The sequence below is a fragment of the Pseudomonas sp. LBUM1655 genome (assembly GCF_059716085.1).
Window position 1 is genome coordinate 2684044 of the sequence record NZ_CP166801.1, and the last position, 16418, is coordinate 2700461.

A 16418-nucleotide genomic window follows, 5' to 3' on the forward strand; every position below is an offset into this window, starting at 1 on the left:
CTCTCCCCGCTCAGTGGCTATGGCCGTGGCTGTGGTGATGCGGCTGTGGCTGGCTGTTGAGGTAGTCCTGCAATGTCGCGCTTTGCAGGTGTTCGACCTCGAACAGGCTGTCCAGATGCTCGCGGGAATTGACCAGGCCTTTGGCGCGCAAAGTGCCGGTCTTGTCGATCAGCGCGGCGTAGGGCAGCTTGCCGATCTGATAGGTCATGCCCACTTCGGGGCCGACCACGTAGGTGACGTCGTCGAGTTTGTGTTCGCGGATCAGTGCTTGCTGGGCCTCCATGTCGCCGTCGCTGATGAACACCACGTCGAGGCGGTCAGCTTGCTGTTTAGCGATGGATTTGATCGCCGGCAACAGCGATTTGCAGATCGGGCAGGTCGGCGAGAGGAAGAACAGCAACTGGTTCTTATCCCCGGCGTAACCGAAGTTGACCGGGCGCCCGTGGCGATCGGCGGCGGTGACTTGCGGTGCGGCTTCATTGACTGCGACGCCTTTATCGACCATCAGCGCACCGGCCGGGGCAATGCGCCCGTGCAGCACGCCAATCTGCCGCACCAGCCCCATCACCGCGAACGCCAGGGCAATCAGTAGCACCCACAGCAACACATTGGAAATCATCAGACCTTCCATAAATCACCTACCAATCAATTTGAGCAGAAGAGGGGAGTTGGCCAGCAAGCCATCAGCGGCGGCGTAGATCAGCAGCGCCACGGCACTGGCCGCGACAGTGACGAAACCGTCGAACAGATTCAGGTCGCGAACCAGCGGTGTTGCGCTGGCCAGTAGCGCCACGGCAATCAACACCGCGTTGCGCAGCAGCAAAACCGGACGCAGCGGTTGCACCTGATCGGGCCCTGCGCAGCCGCAATCGATGTCACGACGACCGCGCCACAGATTGATGCCGATGGCCGCCGCATATAGGGCGATCAGCGCCGCCGCCACCCATGCTGCCGGGCCGCGACTGAGGGGAACCAGCAGGGCAAAAGCGATCAAAAGTTCCAGCAACGGAACCACTCGCCCAACCGGACGAACCAGCGACTCGGGCAGCAGTTGATAGTCAGCCAGTTGCCGGGCGAAGCGGGCCGGCGCGCGTAGCTTGTGGGTTGCGGCGCTGGCCAGCAGCACCGCAACCGCGAGCGCACTGGCAAGGATGAAAATCGGGTCAATCGTCATGGCGGCAACCCCTTAATAGCTCATGACCTGAGTCGCGGTTTTGGCGACTTTCGGCATGCTTGCGCTGAGCGTGTTGGTGGTCAGGTCGAAGATCTGCAAGCCGCCCTCGATATCGGCGCCAAGCAGCAGTGGTTTGTCATCACCAGTGGCTTGCAGACTCCACACCGGTTTCGGTGCTTCGAGGGTCGCGAGTTTCTTTCCGGTCTTGAGATCGAAGGCCCAGATCAACGTGCTTGGGTCTTCCCACTTCATCGCTTCGTGGGCGTCGTGCATCAGCACGTACAAGCGATCGAGCTTTGGCGCGACCGCCATCAGTTGCCAGCCACCGGGTGCCCAACCGGTTTTCTTCTCGGCGTCGTTGACCAGCGACCACGACGGCAGGAGCTTCGGCGCATCGCCAGCAAAGTCGACCGGGCGCACGGTGCCGGTGGTGGTGACGAAGTAGTAGGTGTCGCCGACGTTCACCGCGCGTTCGTTGAGCTTCTCGGCATTCGGGTCGAAGAACGGCGTGCGGCTGCGCGCGGTTTCCTGGCCTTGATCGTTGAGCGTGACGACTTGCAGGCTGCCGTCGCCGCACAACGAAGCGAAGCGACGATTGCCCACCGGGTAATTGAGCACGCAACCGGGAATCGCGATTTCGCTGCTGACGGCCCGAGCCTGGGTGTCGACCACGGTCACCGAGGTCGACGGGGTGAAGTTGTAGACGTAGACAAAGCGGTCATCGCCGCTCGGTTTCAGGCCATAGCGCTGGGTCAGGGATTCGGCGCGTTTGCTCGGGATCACCACTTCCCAGGACGGCGACAGGGTCGAGGTGTCCCATGCAGTCAGCACGTCGGTGCGCGTGCCGCGAGTGCCGCGCGAATAGAACAGGTCGGCGCTGAACAGGGTTTTGCGGTCGTGGCTCAGGGCCGACGGCGCGGCAAAACCGGTGGGCACCATGCCGAGGATTTTTTTCTGGTCGGGGTCGACCACGGTGACGCGGCCCATCACGAAGTTTTCGAATTCGACGTCAACCACATAGGCGCGGTGCGCCTCGGGCGGGAACGCGAGCGTGGTCTGGCCGATGGTGTCGGGCGGCAGTTCGGCGCGGGCGCTGTTCAAGCCGAGCAGCAACAGGCTCAAGCCCAGCGCTGACGGTACGGTGATCCGGTTGGTTCGCATTGAAGGGGAACTCCCTGACTGGTGCCCTGAATAGTGGGTGCCAGTGGATTTTGCCTCTGCGCAAGAATCGGGGAATTGCTGTGTCTGCCAAGTGCTTGTGTGTTTGTGCCAGTGTCGTGCGGCGCAATTGGCAGCCGCGCCAAAGCGACTGGCAGACAGGGCAAAACCCGTGTCGTCGCAAGCCCCGACAATCGACACAAATCCCTGTGGGAGCGAGCTTGCTCGCGATGGCGGTCTGGCATTCAACATTGATGGCGACTGACACGCCCTCATCGCGAGCAGGCTCACTCCTACAGGTGACGGTGGGTATTCAATAATTTTCGGGTTGGTCTTCTATGTTCACTCCGCTCAGATTTGCCTTCGCTTCTTTGTTTTCCCTGACAGTGGCCCAAGCCGCCATCGCCGCCGATTGCGCGCCCGACACCCGTCATGGCGCTCAGGTCTTTGCCACTGAATGCGGTGTCTGTCATGCGGTAAAAAAAGACGTCACCGGGATGATGGGGCCGAACCTCAACGGCGTGATCGGGCGAAAATCCGGTTCCCTGGCGGGCTTCAGTTATTCCCCGGCGATGCGCAACAAAGATGTCAGCTGGCAAGCCGAAACCATCGCCGAACTGATCACCCAGCCCCAGGCCTACGTGCCCGGGACCTACATGCCTTATATGGGCCTGGCTTCGGCTGACGACCGTCAGGCCGTGGTGTGTTTCCTCAAATCCAAGGAGGCTTTATGAGCAACGTTGAAGTGCTGCCGCAGGTCGCGGCGTTCATTGATCGTCGGCATGGCTGCTTTATCGATGGTGAATGGCAATTCGCTGAAGGCCCGACGATTGCCGTGGTCAATCCCGCCAGCGGCCAGACCTTGTGTGAAACGCTGGATGCCCCGGCGCAACTGGTCGAGCGCGCCGTGCAGTCGTCCCATGCCGCGTTCAAGTCCGGCATCTGGTCGGGGCTGCGGCCGGCGGATCGCGAGCGCATCCTGCTGAACTTCACTCGTCTGGTCGAGGAACACGGCGAAGAGCTGGCGCAACTGGAAACCCTGAGTCAGGGCAAGTCGATCAACATGGCCCGCGCACTGGATGTGAACGCCACGGTGGAGTTCATGCGCTACATGTCAGGCTGGGCGACCAAGATCGAAGGGCAGACCTTTGACGTGTCGATTCCGTTGCCGCCTGGCACGCGTTTCACCACGTTTACTAAACGCGAACCCGTGGGCGTGGTGGTCGGCATCGTGCCGTGGAATTTCCCGCTGATGATCGCGGCGTGGAAGTTGATGCCGGCGCTGGCCACCGGTTGCACAGTGATCATCAAACCGGCAATGGAAACACCGCTGACGGCGCTGCGTCTGGCGGAATTGGCCGTTGAAGCAGGCATTCCGGCAGGTGTGTTCAATGTGGTCACGGGCGGCGGTACTTCAGTGGGCGGCGCGCTGACTGCGCATCCGCTGGTGAGCAAAGTGTCATTCACCGGTTCCACCGCCGTGGGCAAAACCGTTGGAGTGGCGTGCATGGCCAACATGACCCGTTTTGCGCTGGAACTGGGCGGCAAGAACCCGATGATTCTGCTGGCCGATGCCGACCTCGAAAAAGCCATTCAGGGCGCGCTCCTCGGTGGTTTGCTCAATAACGGTCAGGTGTGTGCGGCGGCTTCACGCTTCTATGTGCATCGTTCGATCCACGACCCATTTGTCGAAGGGCTAGCGGCGGCAGTGTCGGCGTTGCCGATCGGTGCGGGCATGGACGCCGAAGCGGCGATCAATCCGTTGGTGTCGCACAAGCAGCAACAAAGTGTGCTCAAGCACATCGAACTGGCGCGGCGCGAAGGTGCGCGGGTGGTCTGCGGCGGGGAGTTGCTGGATCGTCAGGGATTCTACGTGCAGCCGACGGTGCTGGCAGATGTCGATCACAGCATGGCCGTGGCGCGCGAAGAGGTGTTCGGGCCGGTGTTGGCGGTCATCGCGTTTGATGATGAGGACGAGATGATTGCACTGGTTAACGACAATCCCTACGGCCTGGCGGCGAGTCTGTGGACCAATGATCTGAGCAAGGCGATGAACCTTGTGCCGCGCATCGAGGCCGGTACGGTGTGGGTCAATGCCCACGTACTGCTCGACCCGGCGATGCCGTTTGGCGGGGTGAAGCAATCGGGAATGGGCCGGGAGTTTGGCCGGACGGTGATCGAGGCTTATACCGAACTGAAATCCGTCTGCATCGCGCATTGATTACAGGCAACAAATAACCTGGACAGGCCAATCACCCTTCAGCATTCGTCGACTTGATCAGGTTGTTACGCAATTTCACGATCGATTGCTGCATCTGCGTGAACTCGTCCACGGTCAGCCCGGTTGCGTCGAACAGGCTGCTGCCCGAGGACACGTTGCGCAGGTCTTTGCCGCTTTGGGTCAGGCCGATCCGCACCTGACGCTCGTCCGCCGGGTCGCGTTGACGTTGCAGATAGCCCATGGCTTCGAGTTTTTTCAGGATCGGGGTGAGGGTGTTGGATTCCAGGAACAGCTTTTCGCCGAGACTGCCGACCGTTTGGTCGTCCTGTTCCCAGAGTGCAACGATGGTGATGTATTGGGTGTAGGTCAGGCCGAGCCGTTCGAGGATCGGTTTGTAGGCCTTGCCGAACGCGAGGTTGGTCGAATACACGGCAAAGCACAGGAAGTCGCTGAGTTTGAGATCGGTGGGGGCCAGGGTGTTTTTCATGTTCATCCTCGTGGGTCTGCTGAACCGTTGAAACGTATGGGGCGAACTATACGTCGGATGCGATTTTATCGGGAGTGCTGCTGGTGTTTGAAACGCCAATCGGTTCGCCCGTGAACGCAGGGCGAACCGATTGTATCTCTATCCTATGCGCCTATATCGCATGCGATGTATTTGGCTGAATAAAATCATTCGGTAATGACATTCAACGCCACATCGATGTTGCCGCGAGTGGCTTTCGAGTAGGGGCAGATCTGGTCAGCGGTGTGCGCCAAAGTTTTCGCGATGTCGTCGGCAATGCCCGGTACGCGCAGGGTCAGACGAGCCTGAAGGAAGTAGGCCGGGCCTGTCTGGCCGAGGTCGACTTCGATGTCCACGGACATGTCGGCCGGCAGCACCACATTCAGGTCATTGGCGACCAGGCCGACCGCGGCGGTGTAGCAAGCGGACCAGGCGCCGGCAAACAGTTGCTCGGCAGTTGGGTGCGGCAGGGCGTTGGCAAACACATGGGCCGGTTTGGCGCTGCCCGGCGACGACAGTTGAATGTCGAGGTTACCGTTGTGACCGCGCGAAGTGATGCCGGCGCTGGCAGCGGTGGTGTGGGTTTTGCCGGTGGCCAGGACTTTTTCGATTTTGCTCATGGGATTAATCCTCAAAGACATAATGATTGGAGTTGTTATCGCATGCGGTTAGATCGCATGCGATGTAATAATAATCCTCTTGCCCCAGAGTTCTGTCAACCCGCTCGACAGGCCCCACGCGACGAGTGGTAAACGTTTCCTTCGCGCAAAAAAAACGGGGCGGCCTGATAACGATCAGGCCGCCCCGCGGGTGTTTCAGTCAGTCAGATCAATGCATTTTGCTGTGATCGTGACCTTGCATGTTGGTCAGCGAACGCACGGCGGCCTTCACTTCAACGGTTTCTTTCTCGCCTTTGGCGTTTTCCACAGTCAGGGTCAAAGGCACGGTTTCGCCTTCTTTCAACTGACCGGTCAGGCCCATCAGCATGACGTGGTAGCCGTTTGGATCAAAGCTGACGGCTTTGCCGGCTGGCAGGTCGACCGATTTCACCGGGCCCATGCTCATGACGTCATTCTTCATGGTCATTTCGTGGATCTGCACGTCTTTGGCCACCGGGCTCGCGACGCTGAGCAGCTTGCTGTCGCTGTCGGCGGTGACGGTCATGAATGCGCCGCTGGCGGACTGGGTCGGCACGGTGGCACGTACCCAGGCGTCGCTGACGGTGGTTTGTGCCGACGCCTGAAAAGCCAGGCCCAGCAGGGACAGACCGAACACGACGCGTTTGATGTTGTTCAGAACGGGGTGCATCAGCAAACCTCCATAACAGTAAGCAAATCTTCCGTGCATTCTTCTGCCGAAAGCGATGTGGACAGACCCAGGCGCAGCTCGCCGCGCGAGTCATAAACGTAACTGGTGGCGGTGTGCGAGATGGTGTAGGTGTCGCCGGCCGGCACCTTCTCGAAGAACACGTCGAACTCCTTGGCCGTGGCCTTGGTTTCCTCAAGCGTGCCGTACAGCGCGACGAAGGTAGGGTCGAAGGCTTTCATGTAGGCGTCGAGGATTTCTGGCGTGTCGCGCTCGGGGTCGAGGCTGATGAAGATCACCTGCAAGCGATCGCCATCCTTGCCCATCAGTTTTTTGATTTTGGCCGCGCGGGCGAGCGTGGTGGGGCAGATTGCCGGGCACTGGGTGAAGCCGAAGAACACCATCGGCATCAAACCGCGAAAGCTCGACAGCGTCATGGTTTCGCCGTCGGTGTTCTTCAATTTGAAGGTGCGTCCCATGATCTTGTTACTCAGATCCTTGCCGTACTTGTACGACAGTTGGCCGCGGGTGTCGCAGCCGGCGAGCAGGCCGAGCCCGAGCACGCCCATTCCCGCAAGTACCTTGCGGCGAGTCAACAAAGCCGTCATCTAATACCGCCTTTTGCAGCCCGTCAGTCGGCAGGACTGGCGAGGGGTTAACCGTAAAAGCGGCGCATGATACCAAACTGAACCGGCGAGTCGGTTTTCGATCGGCTGACAGGGTGTCGCAGGGCGACAAAAGGTGTAAGAAAAAGTGACGAGTACTTACTGAATCGTCGCCTCTGCCGCCCGCCAGCCGCCGCCCAGCGCGGTGTACAGATTCACCTCGGCGACCAGTTGCGCCAGGCGATCAGTGATCAAGCCTTGCTGCGAACTGAACAGTGAACGCTGGGCATCAAGGAACACCAGACTGCTGTCGACGCCGCTCTGATAACGGTGTTGCGCCAGGTTGTAGTAGTCCTGTGTGGCTTGCACCAGATCGCGCTGCGCTTGCAATTGCTGCTGATAAGTCGTGCGCGCCGCCAGTCCGTCGGCAACTTCCTGAAACGCCGTTTGAATCGATTTTTCGTATTCGGCGACCGCCACATCTTTCTGCAACTTCGAATAATCCAGGCTCGCGCGCAGGCTGCCGGCATTGAAAATCGGCAGGCTGATCTGCGGCTGAAACGTCCAAGCCCCGGAGCCTGCGCCAAACAGGCCAGACAGGTCACGACTGGAGGTGCCGGCATTGGCGGTCAGGCTGACGCTGGGGAAAAACGCTGCCCGCGCCGCGCCAATATTGGCGTTGGCTGCCTTGAGTTTGTACTCGGCCTGAAGAATGTCCGGCCGCCGTTGCAGCAGATACGACGGTAGCCCCGCCGGCAGTTGTTGCACCAGATCGCTGGCCAACGGCCGCGCCGGTAGGGACTCAGGCACCGGCGCGCCGACCAGCAGCGTCAGGCTGTTCAAGTCCTGCGCGACCTGACGCTGATAGCGCGCCAGATTGGCCCGTGAGGTGTCGACGCTGGTTTTCGCTTGCGCCTGCTCCAGTGCCGACGATTTACCAGCCTCACGGTTGCGCGTGGTCAGGCGCAAGCTCTGTAGATCGGCGGCGAGGGTCTCACGGGTCAGCGCCAGCAGTTCCTGATCGGCGCGCCAGGTCAGGTAGGCGCTGGCGACGTTGGCCACCAGGCTCAACTGCGCGCTGCGGCGAGCTTCTTCGGTCGACAGCCAAGTCTGCAACGCCTGCTCGCTGAGGCTGCGTACGCGGCCGAAAAAGTCCAGCTCATAGGCGCTGATGCCGAGATTGACCGAATAGGTCGAATTGATCAGCGCTTTGCTTTGGGTCACGCTCGGTGGCATGCGCTGGCGCGATTCGCTGGCATTGGCCGACACCGCCGGCCACAGGTCGGCGCGCTGGATACGGTACTGCGCCTGGAACGCTTCGACGTTCAATGCGGCCACGCGCAAATCGCGGTTGTTGACCAGCGCGTGCTCGATCAACTGTTGCAGGGCCGGATCATTGAACAGTGTGCGCCAGTCTTCGTTGCCCGCAGTCTGGTTCGATGCCGGATAGGCTGCACCTTGCGGATATTGCGCAGCACTCGGTGGCGCGGGCCGCTGATAATCGGGAATCAGTGAACAGCCGCCCGCCAGCATTGCCAGGCAGAGCAAGGAAATTCGCAGGGTGGACATCGAACAGCCTCATGCACGGAAGACGGCGGGCACGTCTTGTATCCGTGCCCGTTTTTCAGCAGAACTGCCGGATCAGGCCCCAGCCATCCATTTGGCAAGACCATGCCGGCCACTGACCCCAAGCTTGGCCGTGGCGCGCTTGAGGTAGGTCTCGATCGAACTGTTCTTGACCCACAGCCTTTCGGCCATTTGCGGCACTGTGCCGCCGGTCAGCAAGCCCAGGCAGACTTCTTTCTCGCGCGCTGACAAGGCGATGCCGCTCAATGCCAATCGTTCATCGAACACTCGCGCAAGCGGTGCCTGATCCAGATCAGCCAACGGCAGGCGCGGTTGTTTGGCCAGGGTTTGCCGACTGATCTGCGCATGGCGTTCGATCAGCGGCAGCAGGGTGTCGGACAGGCTCTTGAGAAAAGACAGTTCCGGCAGGGAAAACACGCGCTGGGTATGCGGCCGGTAGAACGAAATGACACAGCGGCGGTTGGAGCTGCGCGACACCAGGTTGCATTGATGGACGCTGTGCTGCGGATGTCGGGATAGAAGCGAGGCTTTCAGTTGAATCAACAGCGAGTCGTTCATCTCGATCATTTTCTGCAACAACGGATGATTGTCCGGGCTCTCCAGCGGATCGCGCGCAGGGAAAGTCTGCGGTAGACCGGCACTGCCCAGCGGCTTGATCTCGACCACGCTGGCTTGACGCTCATCCAGCGTCCATTCGCTCAGATCGACCCGGTTGACCGGCACCAGCGTGTCGACCAACTGGAACATGTTCGTGGCGAAGTGATCATCGCCCGTGCTTGCAATCAGCTCCCCGAGTTGCCAGTAGAAGTGCGGGTTTTCCATATTGCGAATACTACCGGTCAGATTCATATCCTTGTCATCCCTGGTTCAGAGCCATCACTGAATCGTCTGCCGTCGTCAAAGCCGCCCACCCAGTCATTTCTCCTTGAACATGATCTGGGGCAGGATTTAAACCTATACATTTGTCATGCGTCTGTAGGGGAAAACAGGGACACAAAGTGCCAGCATTTCTGATTGTTGGCGCCGGGGTTCTGACGGGACTGATGGCACAACAGTTGTCGCGAATGACTGCCCAGTCACGCCAAAGGCCCTGAAAACGGGGCAGTCGTGATTTCCGGTCGGCAGCGCCTGAGTAAAAGGCGGTATGGGCATGTGGTTCTTTTCCTACAAGCTTTTCAGTATTTCCTCTCCGGATTTTTAGACAATACCTGCGCGATTCGCCTCAATAGAGGCTGTCAGGCGTGTGCGGGCGGGGTGGTTGTCCGGGTTTCAGGTGTCATGTCGGTGGAGAGGCCGATGCTTGAATACGCGACAAATTACATGAGATGGACCTTATGCAGCCTACTTCTGCCAACGCGGCGGACGATCTGTCCGCGCCTGTCGAGACGTTCCCCCTGACCGCCGCCCAACGGGATATCTGGCTTGATCAACTGAGCCGTGGAGATTCGCCGCTGTACAACATTGGTGGTTATGTCGAACTGACCGGGCCATTGGATGCAGATTTGATGTACGCGGCCGTTAAGTCTCTGGTTGCCAGTCACGATGCCTTGCGAACAGTCCTGTTGGTGGGCGCCGGTGCTGACGGTTTGCCGTTGCAACGGTTCGCCCGGTCTCTGCCGGTGTCTATGCCGGTTTTTGATTTTTCCGCGCACCCGGAGCCGCAGTCGGCGGCGCAGGTTCTGATCCAGCAGGCGATGGAACAGACTTACGAGCTGGATGGACACCCGCTTTTTCGTTTCTCTCTGATCCGCCTGGACAACGACCGTCACTGGCTCGCCACCCAGGCCCATCATCTGATCCTCGATGGCTGGGGGTTTGGTCAGATGCTCAAAGCGCTCGGCGAGATTTACAGCGCGCTGACCCAAGGGCAACAACCGCAGATGCGGACGCCTTCCTACGCTGAGTTCATCCAGGACGACGCGCGTTATCACCACTCTGTTCGTCATACGCGCGACCGTGCCTACTGGCTCGACAAGTACCGGACAGTCCCGGAACCGCTGCTAGTGCCACGTTATCGCGAGCGTTTTGCCAAACGGGCAGCGGCGACCCTGACACACGTTCAAGCCTTTCCTTCGCTGCTGCACGAACGCATGAAACACACGGCCCGACAGTCAGGCGGCTCGGCATTCCATGTGTTGCTGGCGGCACTGCACGTCTATTTCAGCCGCACCTTGCAGCGTGATGAATGGGTTGTCGGGCTGCCGATTCTCAACCGTTCCGGTGCCCGATTCAAAGCGACGCTCGGGTTATTTACCCAGGTCAGTGCGGTGTGTCTGTGCTTTGGCCGGGAGCAGTCGTTCGCGCAATTGGTCCGGGCCATTGGTGATGAACTGAAACAGGATTTCCGCCACCAGCGTTTCGCCCTGAGCGAGATGAATCGCGTACTCGGCCTGATGCGCGAAGAGCGTTCGCAGCTTTTTGAAGTGTCGGTGTCCTACGAACAGGATGATCATGATTACCGCTATGGCGCGGCGTTGGGGCATACGGTCAAGGTTTCCAATCGCCACGAGGCCACACCGTTGGCGATTCACCTGCGCAGCAACCGTCACAACGACAAAGTGTGGCTGCATCTGGTCTACAACGAGGCATTTTTCGAGACCGATGAGATCGAGGCGCTGGCGGCACGGTTACTGTCGATTCTGGAGCAAGGGCTGGAGTGCCCGGAGCTTTCGGTGAGCGATTTTTGCCTGAGTACTGAATCCGAATCGATGCTGCTGCAGCAATGGAACGACACGCTATTGGAGTGTCCGCAAGGCCAAACGATTCATCAGCGCTTCGAAGCGCAAGCGGCTGAGCGACCGGACGCAATTGCGGCGGTTTATCAGGGGCAATCGTTGACGTTTGCTGAACTCAATGGCCGGGCCAATGCCCTGGCCCAGCGCTTGATCGACCTCGGTGTGCGGCCGGATCAGCGCGTGGCGATTATCGCTTATCGCGGGCTGGACACTTTGGTCGGTTTGCTGGCCATCCTCAAGAGCGGGGCAGGTTACGTACCGATTGATCCACAGCATCCTGCCGAGCGTTTGAGTTATCTGCTTGGCGACAGCGCACCGATCGTCGTATTGACCCAGAGTGTTCTGCGCGATCGGCTACCGGTGCTGGACGTGCCGGTTCTTGAACTCGATCTGGAGGGTGGGTCGGCGACTGTTTCCAACCCCGAAGTGCCGGGATTGACCACGGCCAATCTCGCCTATGTGATTTACACCTCCGGCTCCACTGGCCTGCCAAAAGGCGTGATGGTCGAGCACCGCACGCTGAGCAATCTGGTGGATTGGCACTGTGACGTCTTTGAACTGCGTGCCGGCCACCACACCTCAAGCCTCGCCGGGTTCGGCTTCGACGCTATGGCCTGGGAAGTCTGGCCGGCGCTGTGTGCCGGCGCGACTTTGCATCTGGCGCCCAGCCACGAGGCCAGTGAAGACATTGATGCCTTGCTCGCCTGGTGGCGCGCCCAGCCGTTGGACGTGAGTTTCCTGCCGACACCCATCGCTGAATATGTTTTCAGCCGCGAACTTGACCACCCGACACTGCGCACCTTGCTGATCGGCGGTGATCGCCTGCGTCAGTTCAATCGGCAGCAATCCTTCGAAGTGATCAACAACTACGGGCCGACCGAAGCCACGGTGGTTGCGACCTCAGGCCGGATCGAGTCCGGGCAGGCGGTGCATATCGGCAGGCCGGTGAGCAACACAAAAGTGTACTTGTTGGACGAGCAGCAACGGCCGGTGCCGATTGGCATTACGGGCGAATTGTATGTCGGCGGCGCCGGAGTCGCCCGAGGCTATCTGAACCGGGCAGACCTGACCGCCGAGCGCTTCCTCGACGATCCTTTCAGTCATGCGCCCCGCGCGCGCATGTACCGCACCGGCGACCTCGCGCGCTGGCGTGCCAACGGCAATCTCGAATACCTGGGGCGCAACGACGATCAAGTGAAAATCCGGGGCGTGCGAATTGAGCCGGGCGAAATCGAAACCGCGCTTGTCAGTTACGACGCGGTACAGGACGCCGTGGTGCTGGTTCGCGACGGGCAACTGCTGGCGTGGTTTACCGAGCGCCAGCCGCTGGATATCAATCAGTTGCACGCGCACCTGAAAACCCGCCTGACCAGCGCCATGCTGCCAAGCGCCTATGTGCGCCTGACCTCGTTGCCGCTGACCGCCAACGGCAAGCTCGACCGCAAAGCCTTGCCGGCGCCGGGGCCGGAGGCGTTGATTCGCCGCGAATATGAAGCACCGCAAGGCGCAGTGGAAACTGCGCTGGCGCAAATCTGGGCCGAACTGCTGCAAGTCGAGCGCGTAGGACGCCACGATCATTTCTTCGAACTGGGCGGGCATTCGTTGATGGCCGTGATCCTGATCGAACGCATGCGCCAGATCGATCTGAGCAGCGACGTCCGTGTGCTGTTCAGTCAGCCGACATTGGCAGCGCTGGCGGCTTCGGTGGGGTCGGGGCGTGAGGTCGAAGTGCCGGAAAACCTTATCGCAGCGGATTGCACCCACCTCACGCCGGACATTTTGACGCTGGTGCAACTGGATCAGCCGACCATCGACCGCATTGTCGCCACAGTGCCGGGTGGCGCGGCCAACGTGCAGGACATCTATCCGTTGGCGCCATTACAGGAAGGCATTCTCTACCACCACATCACTGCCGCGCAGGGTGATCCGTACCTGCTGCAATCGCGGCTGGCATTCGACAGTGTCGAGCGGGTCGAATCCTTCGCCGACGCGTTGCGTCAGGTCATGGCCCGTCACGACATTCTGCGCACCGCAGTGGTCTGGGAAGGGTTGACCACGCCAGTGCAGGTGGTGTGGCGCGAGGCGATTCTGCCCGTGGAGGAAGTCGTTCTTGATCCCGCTCAAGGCGCGATCATCGATCAATTGCACGAGCGCTTCGACGCCCGCCGTTATCGCCTTGATGTCAGCCAGGCACCGCTGATTCGCCTGGTGTATGCCCGTGATCCGGCCTTCGGCAGGGTAGTCGGCATCTTGCTGTTCCATCACTTGGCGATGGACCACGTTGCGCTTGAGGTGATGCGCGGCGAGATGCAGGCCAGCCTGTCCGGGCAGGTCGAGCCGCTGGCGCCACCGGTGCCGTATCGCAACTATGTGGCGCAGGTGCGCCTGGGAGTCAGCGAGCAGGAGCACGAGGCGTTCTTTCGCGAGATGCTCGGCGATATCGACGAGCCCACTTTGCCGTTCGGTCTGCAAGAGGTGCACGGTGATGGTCGCGGCATCGAAGAAGCGCAGCAAACACTGAAAGAGGGCGTGTATCAGCGCTTGCGCAGCCAGGCGCGGCAGGCCGGCGTCAGCATCGCCAGCCTGATTCATCTGGCGTGGGCGCGGGTGCTGGCGGCGACTTCAGGCCAGGAGCGAGTGGTATTCGGTACCGTGCTGATGGGGCGCATGCAAGGCGGCGAGGGCGCTGACCGGGCGCTTGGCGTCTTCATCAATACCTTGCCGCTGCGCATCGATGTCGATACGGGTGTTCTGGCTGGGATGCAGGCGACGCATGCACGGCTGACCGCGCTGCTGGGGCATGAGCACGCCTCGCTGGCACTGGCTCAGCGTTGCAGTGGTGTGGCGTCGCCATCGCCGCTGTTCAGTGCGTTACTCAACTACCGACACACAGACCCCAGCGAGCTGCTTGGGCCGGCACGTCAGGCGTGGCAAGGTATCGAAACGTTGGCCAATGAGGAGCGCACCAATTATCCGCTGACCCTGAGTGTGGACGATCTGGGCAGCGACCTGCGCCTGACCGCCAGAACGGTGGCAGGGATCGGCGCGCAACGGATCTGCGGTTATGTGCAAGCAGCCTTGAGCGGCTTGGTGGACGCTCTGGAGCAGGCACCGCAACAACCGCTCAACCGCTTGCCGATTTTGCAGACTCAGGAGCTGCAACGCTTACTCATCGAGTTCAACGCTACTGAAGTCGATTGCCCGCTGGAGCAACCGCTTCACGCACTGTTTGAGGCGCAGGTCAGGCGCAGACCGGATGCCATCGCAGTGCAATCCGAGCAAGGACGTCTGACCTATCGCGAGCTCAATACGCGCGCCAATCGACTGGCCCATCACCTGCGTGAAATCGGTGTGCAACCGGATGCGCGAGTGGCGATTTGCGTCGAGCGTGGACTGGATCTGGTGATCGGTCTGCTTGGCATTCTCAAGGCAGGCGGGGCGTATGTGCCGCTGGATCCGGATTATCCGCTGGAGCGCTTGAGTTACATGCTCAAGGACAGTGTGCCGGTCGCGGTGCTGGTGCATGAGGCTACACGCAATCTGCTTGGCCAATCCGAGGTGGCGCTGATCGATCTCGACCACAGCCAGTGGCAGGATCAACCGGAGAACGATCCGCAAGTGCCCGGCCTGAGTGCTTCAAACCTCGCCTACATGATCTACACCTCCGGCTCCACCGGACTGCCGAAAGGCGTCATGGTCGAGCACCGCAGCGCCTGCAACATGGTGCATTGGGGCTCGCAGATCAGTCCGCCAACCGAACACGGCGCGCTGTTGCAAAAGGCGCCGTTCAGTTTTGACAGTTCGGTATGGGAAATTTTCTGGCCGCTGTGTTCCGGTCTGCGTCTGATATTGGCGCGGCCCGACGGCAACCGTGATTCAGCCTATGTGGTGCAGACGATTCGCGAGCAGCAGGTCACCGTGGTCAAGTTCGTACCGGCGCTGCTCCAGCATTTCATCGAGCAGGACGATGTCGAGCAGTGCACCAGCCTGACTGACGTACTCAACGGTGGCGGTGAACTCAGCGCCACGCTGGCCCGCCAAGTGCGCGAGCGCCTGCCGTGGGTACGCCTGCATAACGTCTATGGCCCGACTGAGAGCACCGTCGACAGCACCGGTTGGACGCTGGAGCCGCATATGCCGGTGCCGGACAGCGTGGTGCCAATCGGCAAGGCACTGGCCAACACGCGGCTGTACGTTCTCGATGCCCATGATCAACCAGTGCCGCTGGGAGTTTGCGGTCAGTTGCACATCGGCGGAGTCGGCGTGGCGCGCGGTTATCTGGGACTGCCCGAGATGCAGGCCGAGCGCTTTATAGACAGTCCGTTTGTGCAGGATGATCGGCTTTATCGAACCGGCGATCTGGTGCGCTACAGCAGTGACGGCAACCTGCAATTTCTGGGTCGCAACGATTTCCAGGTCAAACTGCGCGGTCTGCGCCTGGAACCGGGGGAAATCGAGGCGCGGCTGATCGAGCATCCGGCGGTGCGTGAAGCAGTGGTGATGGTGCGTGATGAGCGTCTGGTGGCCTGGTACACCGTGCGTGCCGGCGTTGTTGCACCAAGTCTGGGGGATTTGCGCGCGCATGTGCTGGGGTGTTTGCCGGAGTACATGGTGCCCGGGGCTTTTGTGCAGCTCGACGCGCTGCCATTGACGCCCAACGACAAGATTGATCGCAAGGCCTTACCGGAACCGGGTGTGGAGGCGGTGCTCAACCGACCTTACGAAGCGCCCGAAGGTGAAGTTGAAAATACCGTGGCGCAGATCTGGGCGCTGGTGCTCAACGTCAATCAGATCAGTCGTCACGACAACTTCTTCGAGCTGGGTGGGCACTCTTTGCTGGCGGTGAGTCTGGTGGCGCGCATGCGTCAGGCCGGGCTGCATGTCGATGCGCGGACGCTGTTCAGTCAGCCAACATTGGCAGCGTTGGCAGCGCAGACCACCCGGCAGGCGAAACAGGTGGAAATCGCTCAGACCACCATCCCGAACCTGAACCGCAAACGCCGCCTCTGACAGGGAGTTCTCCCCCCTGTAGGAGCTGCCGCAGGCTGCGATCTTTTGACTTTGACTTTAAAAAGCCAGATCAAAAGATCGCAGCCTTCGGCAGCGCCTACACAGAAAATCAAAGCGC

The 16418-nt window shown here is 60.4% G+C and carries 12 protein-coding genes; 3 read left to right on the forward strand and 9 right to left on the reverse strand.

Translation table 11 applies throughout. The annotated features are described in order from the left end of the window. Window positions 1-10: 10 nt before the first annotated feature. From mauD to ACA074_RS12125, 3 genes are read right to left on the reverse strand one after another with little or no spacing between them, the layout of a single operon-like run. Window positions 11-631, reverse strand: a complete 621-nt coding sequence (gene mauD / locus ACA074_RS12115) for a methylamine dehydrogenase accessory protein MauD (RefSeq protein WP_497679089.1) — start codon at window positions 629-631, stop codon at window positions 11-13. Window positions 632-634: 3 nt separating this feature from the next. Beyond that, window positions 635-1174 carry a MauE/DoxX family redox-associated membrane protein gene (locus tag ACA074_RS12120; protein ID WP_497679090.1) on the reverse strand — a complete coding sequence of 180 codons (540 nt, stop codon included), beginning with the start codon at window positions 1172-1174 and terminating at the stop codon, window positions 635-637. 12 nt (window positions 1175-1186) lie between these two features. Beyond that, window positions 1187-2335 carry an amine dehydrogenase large subunit gene (locus tag ACA074_RS12125; protein WP_489880888.1) on the reverse strand — a complete coding sequence of 383 codons (1149 nt, stop codon included), beginning with the start codon at window positions 2333-2335 and terminating at the stop codon, window positions 1187-1189. Between the two features lie 335 nt (window positions 2336-2670). Between ACA074_RS12125 and ACA074_RS12130 the strand changes: the two genes are divergently transcribed. Both ACA074_RS12130 and ACA074_RS12135 read left to right on the forward strand, forming a co-directional pair. Further along, window positions 2671-3066, forward strand: a complete 396-nt coding sequence (locus ACA074_RS12130; RefSeq protein ID WP_401265229.1) for a c-type cytochrome — start codon at window positions 2671-2673, stop codon at window positions 3064-3066. After that, window positions 3063-4553, forward strand: coding sequence for an aldehyde dehydrogenase family protein (locus tag ACA074_RS12135; protein WP_497679091.1), 1491 nt, complete (start codon window positions 3063-3065; stop codon window positions 4551-4553). The genes ACA074_RS12130 and ACA074_RS12135 overlap by 4 nt, the downstream gene beginning before the upstream one ends. Window positions 4554-4584: 31 nt before the next feature. Here ACA074_RS12135 and ACA074_RS12140 read toward each other — a convergent pair whose 3' ends face one another. The 6 genes from ACA074_RS12140 to ACA074_RS12165 form a co-directional block, all read right to left on the reverse strand. Next, window positions 4585-5040, reverse strand: coding sequence for a MarR family winged helix-turn-helix transcriptional regulator (locus tag ACA074_RS12140; protein ID WP_497679092.1), 456 nt, complete (start codon window positions 5038-5040; stop codon window positions 4585-4587). A 185-nt stretch (window positions 5041-5225) separates the two neighbouring features. After that, window positions 5226-5678: an Ohr family peroxiredoxin gene (locus tag ACA074_RS12145; protein ID WP_187678742.1), complete on the reverse strand. Its 453-nt coding sequence runs from the start codon at window positions 5676-5678 to the stop codon at window positions 5226-5228. Between the two features lie 208 nt (window positions 5679-5886). Continuing rightward, window positions 5887-6366 carry a copper chaperone PCu(A)C gene (locus ACA074_RS12150; RefSeq protein ID WP_497679093.1) on the reverse strand — a complete coding sequence of 160 codons (480 nt, stop codon included), beginning with the start codon at window positions 6364-6366 and terminating at the stop codon, window positions 5887-5889. Further along, the gene (locus ACA074_RS12155; protein WP_187678740.1) at window positions 6366-6971 is read right to left on the reverse strand and encodes an SCO family protein; all 606 of its coding nucleotides are present in this window, start codon (window positions 6969-6971) and stop codon (window positions 6366-6368) included. The genes ACA074_RS12150 and ACA074_RS12155 overlap by 1 nt, the downstream gene beginning before the upstream one ends. Window positions 6972-7127: 156 nt before the next feature. Then, window positions 7128-8537 (reverse strand): efflux transporter outer membrane subunit, encoded by a 1410-nt coding sequence (locus tag ACA074_RS12160; protein WP_497679094.1) that lies wholly within the window; start codon window positions 8535-8537, stop codon window positions 7128-7130. A gap of 72 nt (window positions 8538-8609) precedes the next feature. Then, on the reverse strand, window positions 8610-9404 hold the full coding sequence (locus ACA074_RS12165) for a helix-turn-helix transcriptional regulator (RefSeq protein WP_497679095.1): 795 nt from the start codon (window positions 9402-9404) through the stop codon (window positions 8610-8612). A gap of 485 nt (window positions 9405-9889) precedes the next feature. Between ACA074_RS12165 and ACA074_RS12170 the strand changes: the two genes are divergently transcribed. Further along, entirely contained in the window at window positions 9890-16300 is a 6411-nt protein-coding gene (locus ACA074_RS12170; RefSeq protein WP_497679096.1) for an amino acid adenylation domain-containing protein, read from the forward strand. Window positions 16301-16418 lie beyond the last annotated feature (118 nt).

Excerpts from the sequence above, each read along its gene's own strand:
- mauD (WP_497679089.1), bottom strand. The coding sequence starts at position 631 with ATGGAAGGTCTGATGATTTCCAATGTGTTGCTGTGGGTGCTACTGATT.
- ACA074_RS12120 (WP_497679090.1), bottom strand. The coding sequence starts at position 1,174 with ATGACGATTGACCCGATTTTCATCCTTGCCAGTGCGCTCGCGGTTGCG.
- ACA074_RS12125 (WP_489880888.1), bottom strand. The coding sequence starts at position 2,335 with ATGCGAACCAACCGGATCACCGTACCGTCAGCGCTGGGCTTGAGCCTG.
- ACA074_RS12130 (WP_401265229.1), top strand. The coding sequence starts at position 2,671 with ATGTTCACTCCGCTCAGATTTGCCTTCGCTTCTTTGTTTTCCCTGACA.
- ACA074_RS12135 (WP_497679091.1), top strand. The coding sequence starts at position 3,063 with ATGAGCAACGTTGAAGTGCTGCCGCAGGTCGCGGCGTTCATTGATCGT.
- ACA074_RS12140 (WP_497679092.1), bottom strand. The coding sequence starts at position 5,040 with ATGAAAAACACCCTGGCCCCCACCGATCTCAAACTCAGCGACTTCCTG.
- ACA074_RS12145 (WP_187678742.1), bottom strand. The coding sequence starts at position 5,678 with ATGAGCAAAATCGAAAAAGTCCTGGCCACCGGCAAAACCCACACCACC.
- ACA074_RS12150 (WP_497679093.1), bottom strand. The coding sequence starts at position 6,366 with ATGCACCCCGTTCTGAACAACATCAAACGCGTCGTGTTCGGTCTGTCC.
- ACA074_RS12155 (WP_187678740.1), bottom strand. The coding sequence starts at position 6,971 with ATGACGGCTTTGTTGACTCGCCGCAAGGTACTTGCGGGAATGGGCGTG.
- ACA074_RS12160 (WP_497679094.1), bottom strand. The coding sequence starts at position 8,537 with ATGTCCACCCTGCGAATTTCCTTGCTCTGCCTGGCAATGCTGGCGGGC.
- ACA074_RS12165 (WP_497679095.1), bottom strand. The coding sequence starts at position 9,404 with ATGAATCTGACCGGTAGTATTCGCAATATGGAAAACCCGCACTTCTAC.
- ACA074_RS12170 (WP_497679096.1), top strand. The coding sequence starts at position 9,890 with ATGCAGCCTACTTCTGCCAACGCGGCGGACGATCTGTCCGCGCCTGTC.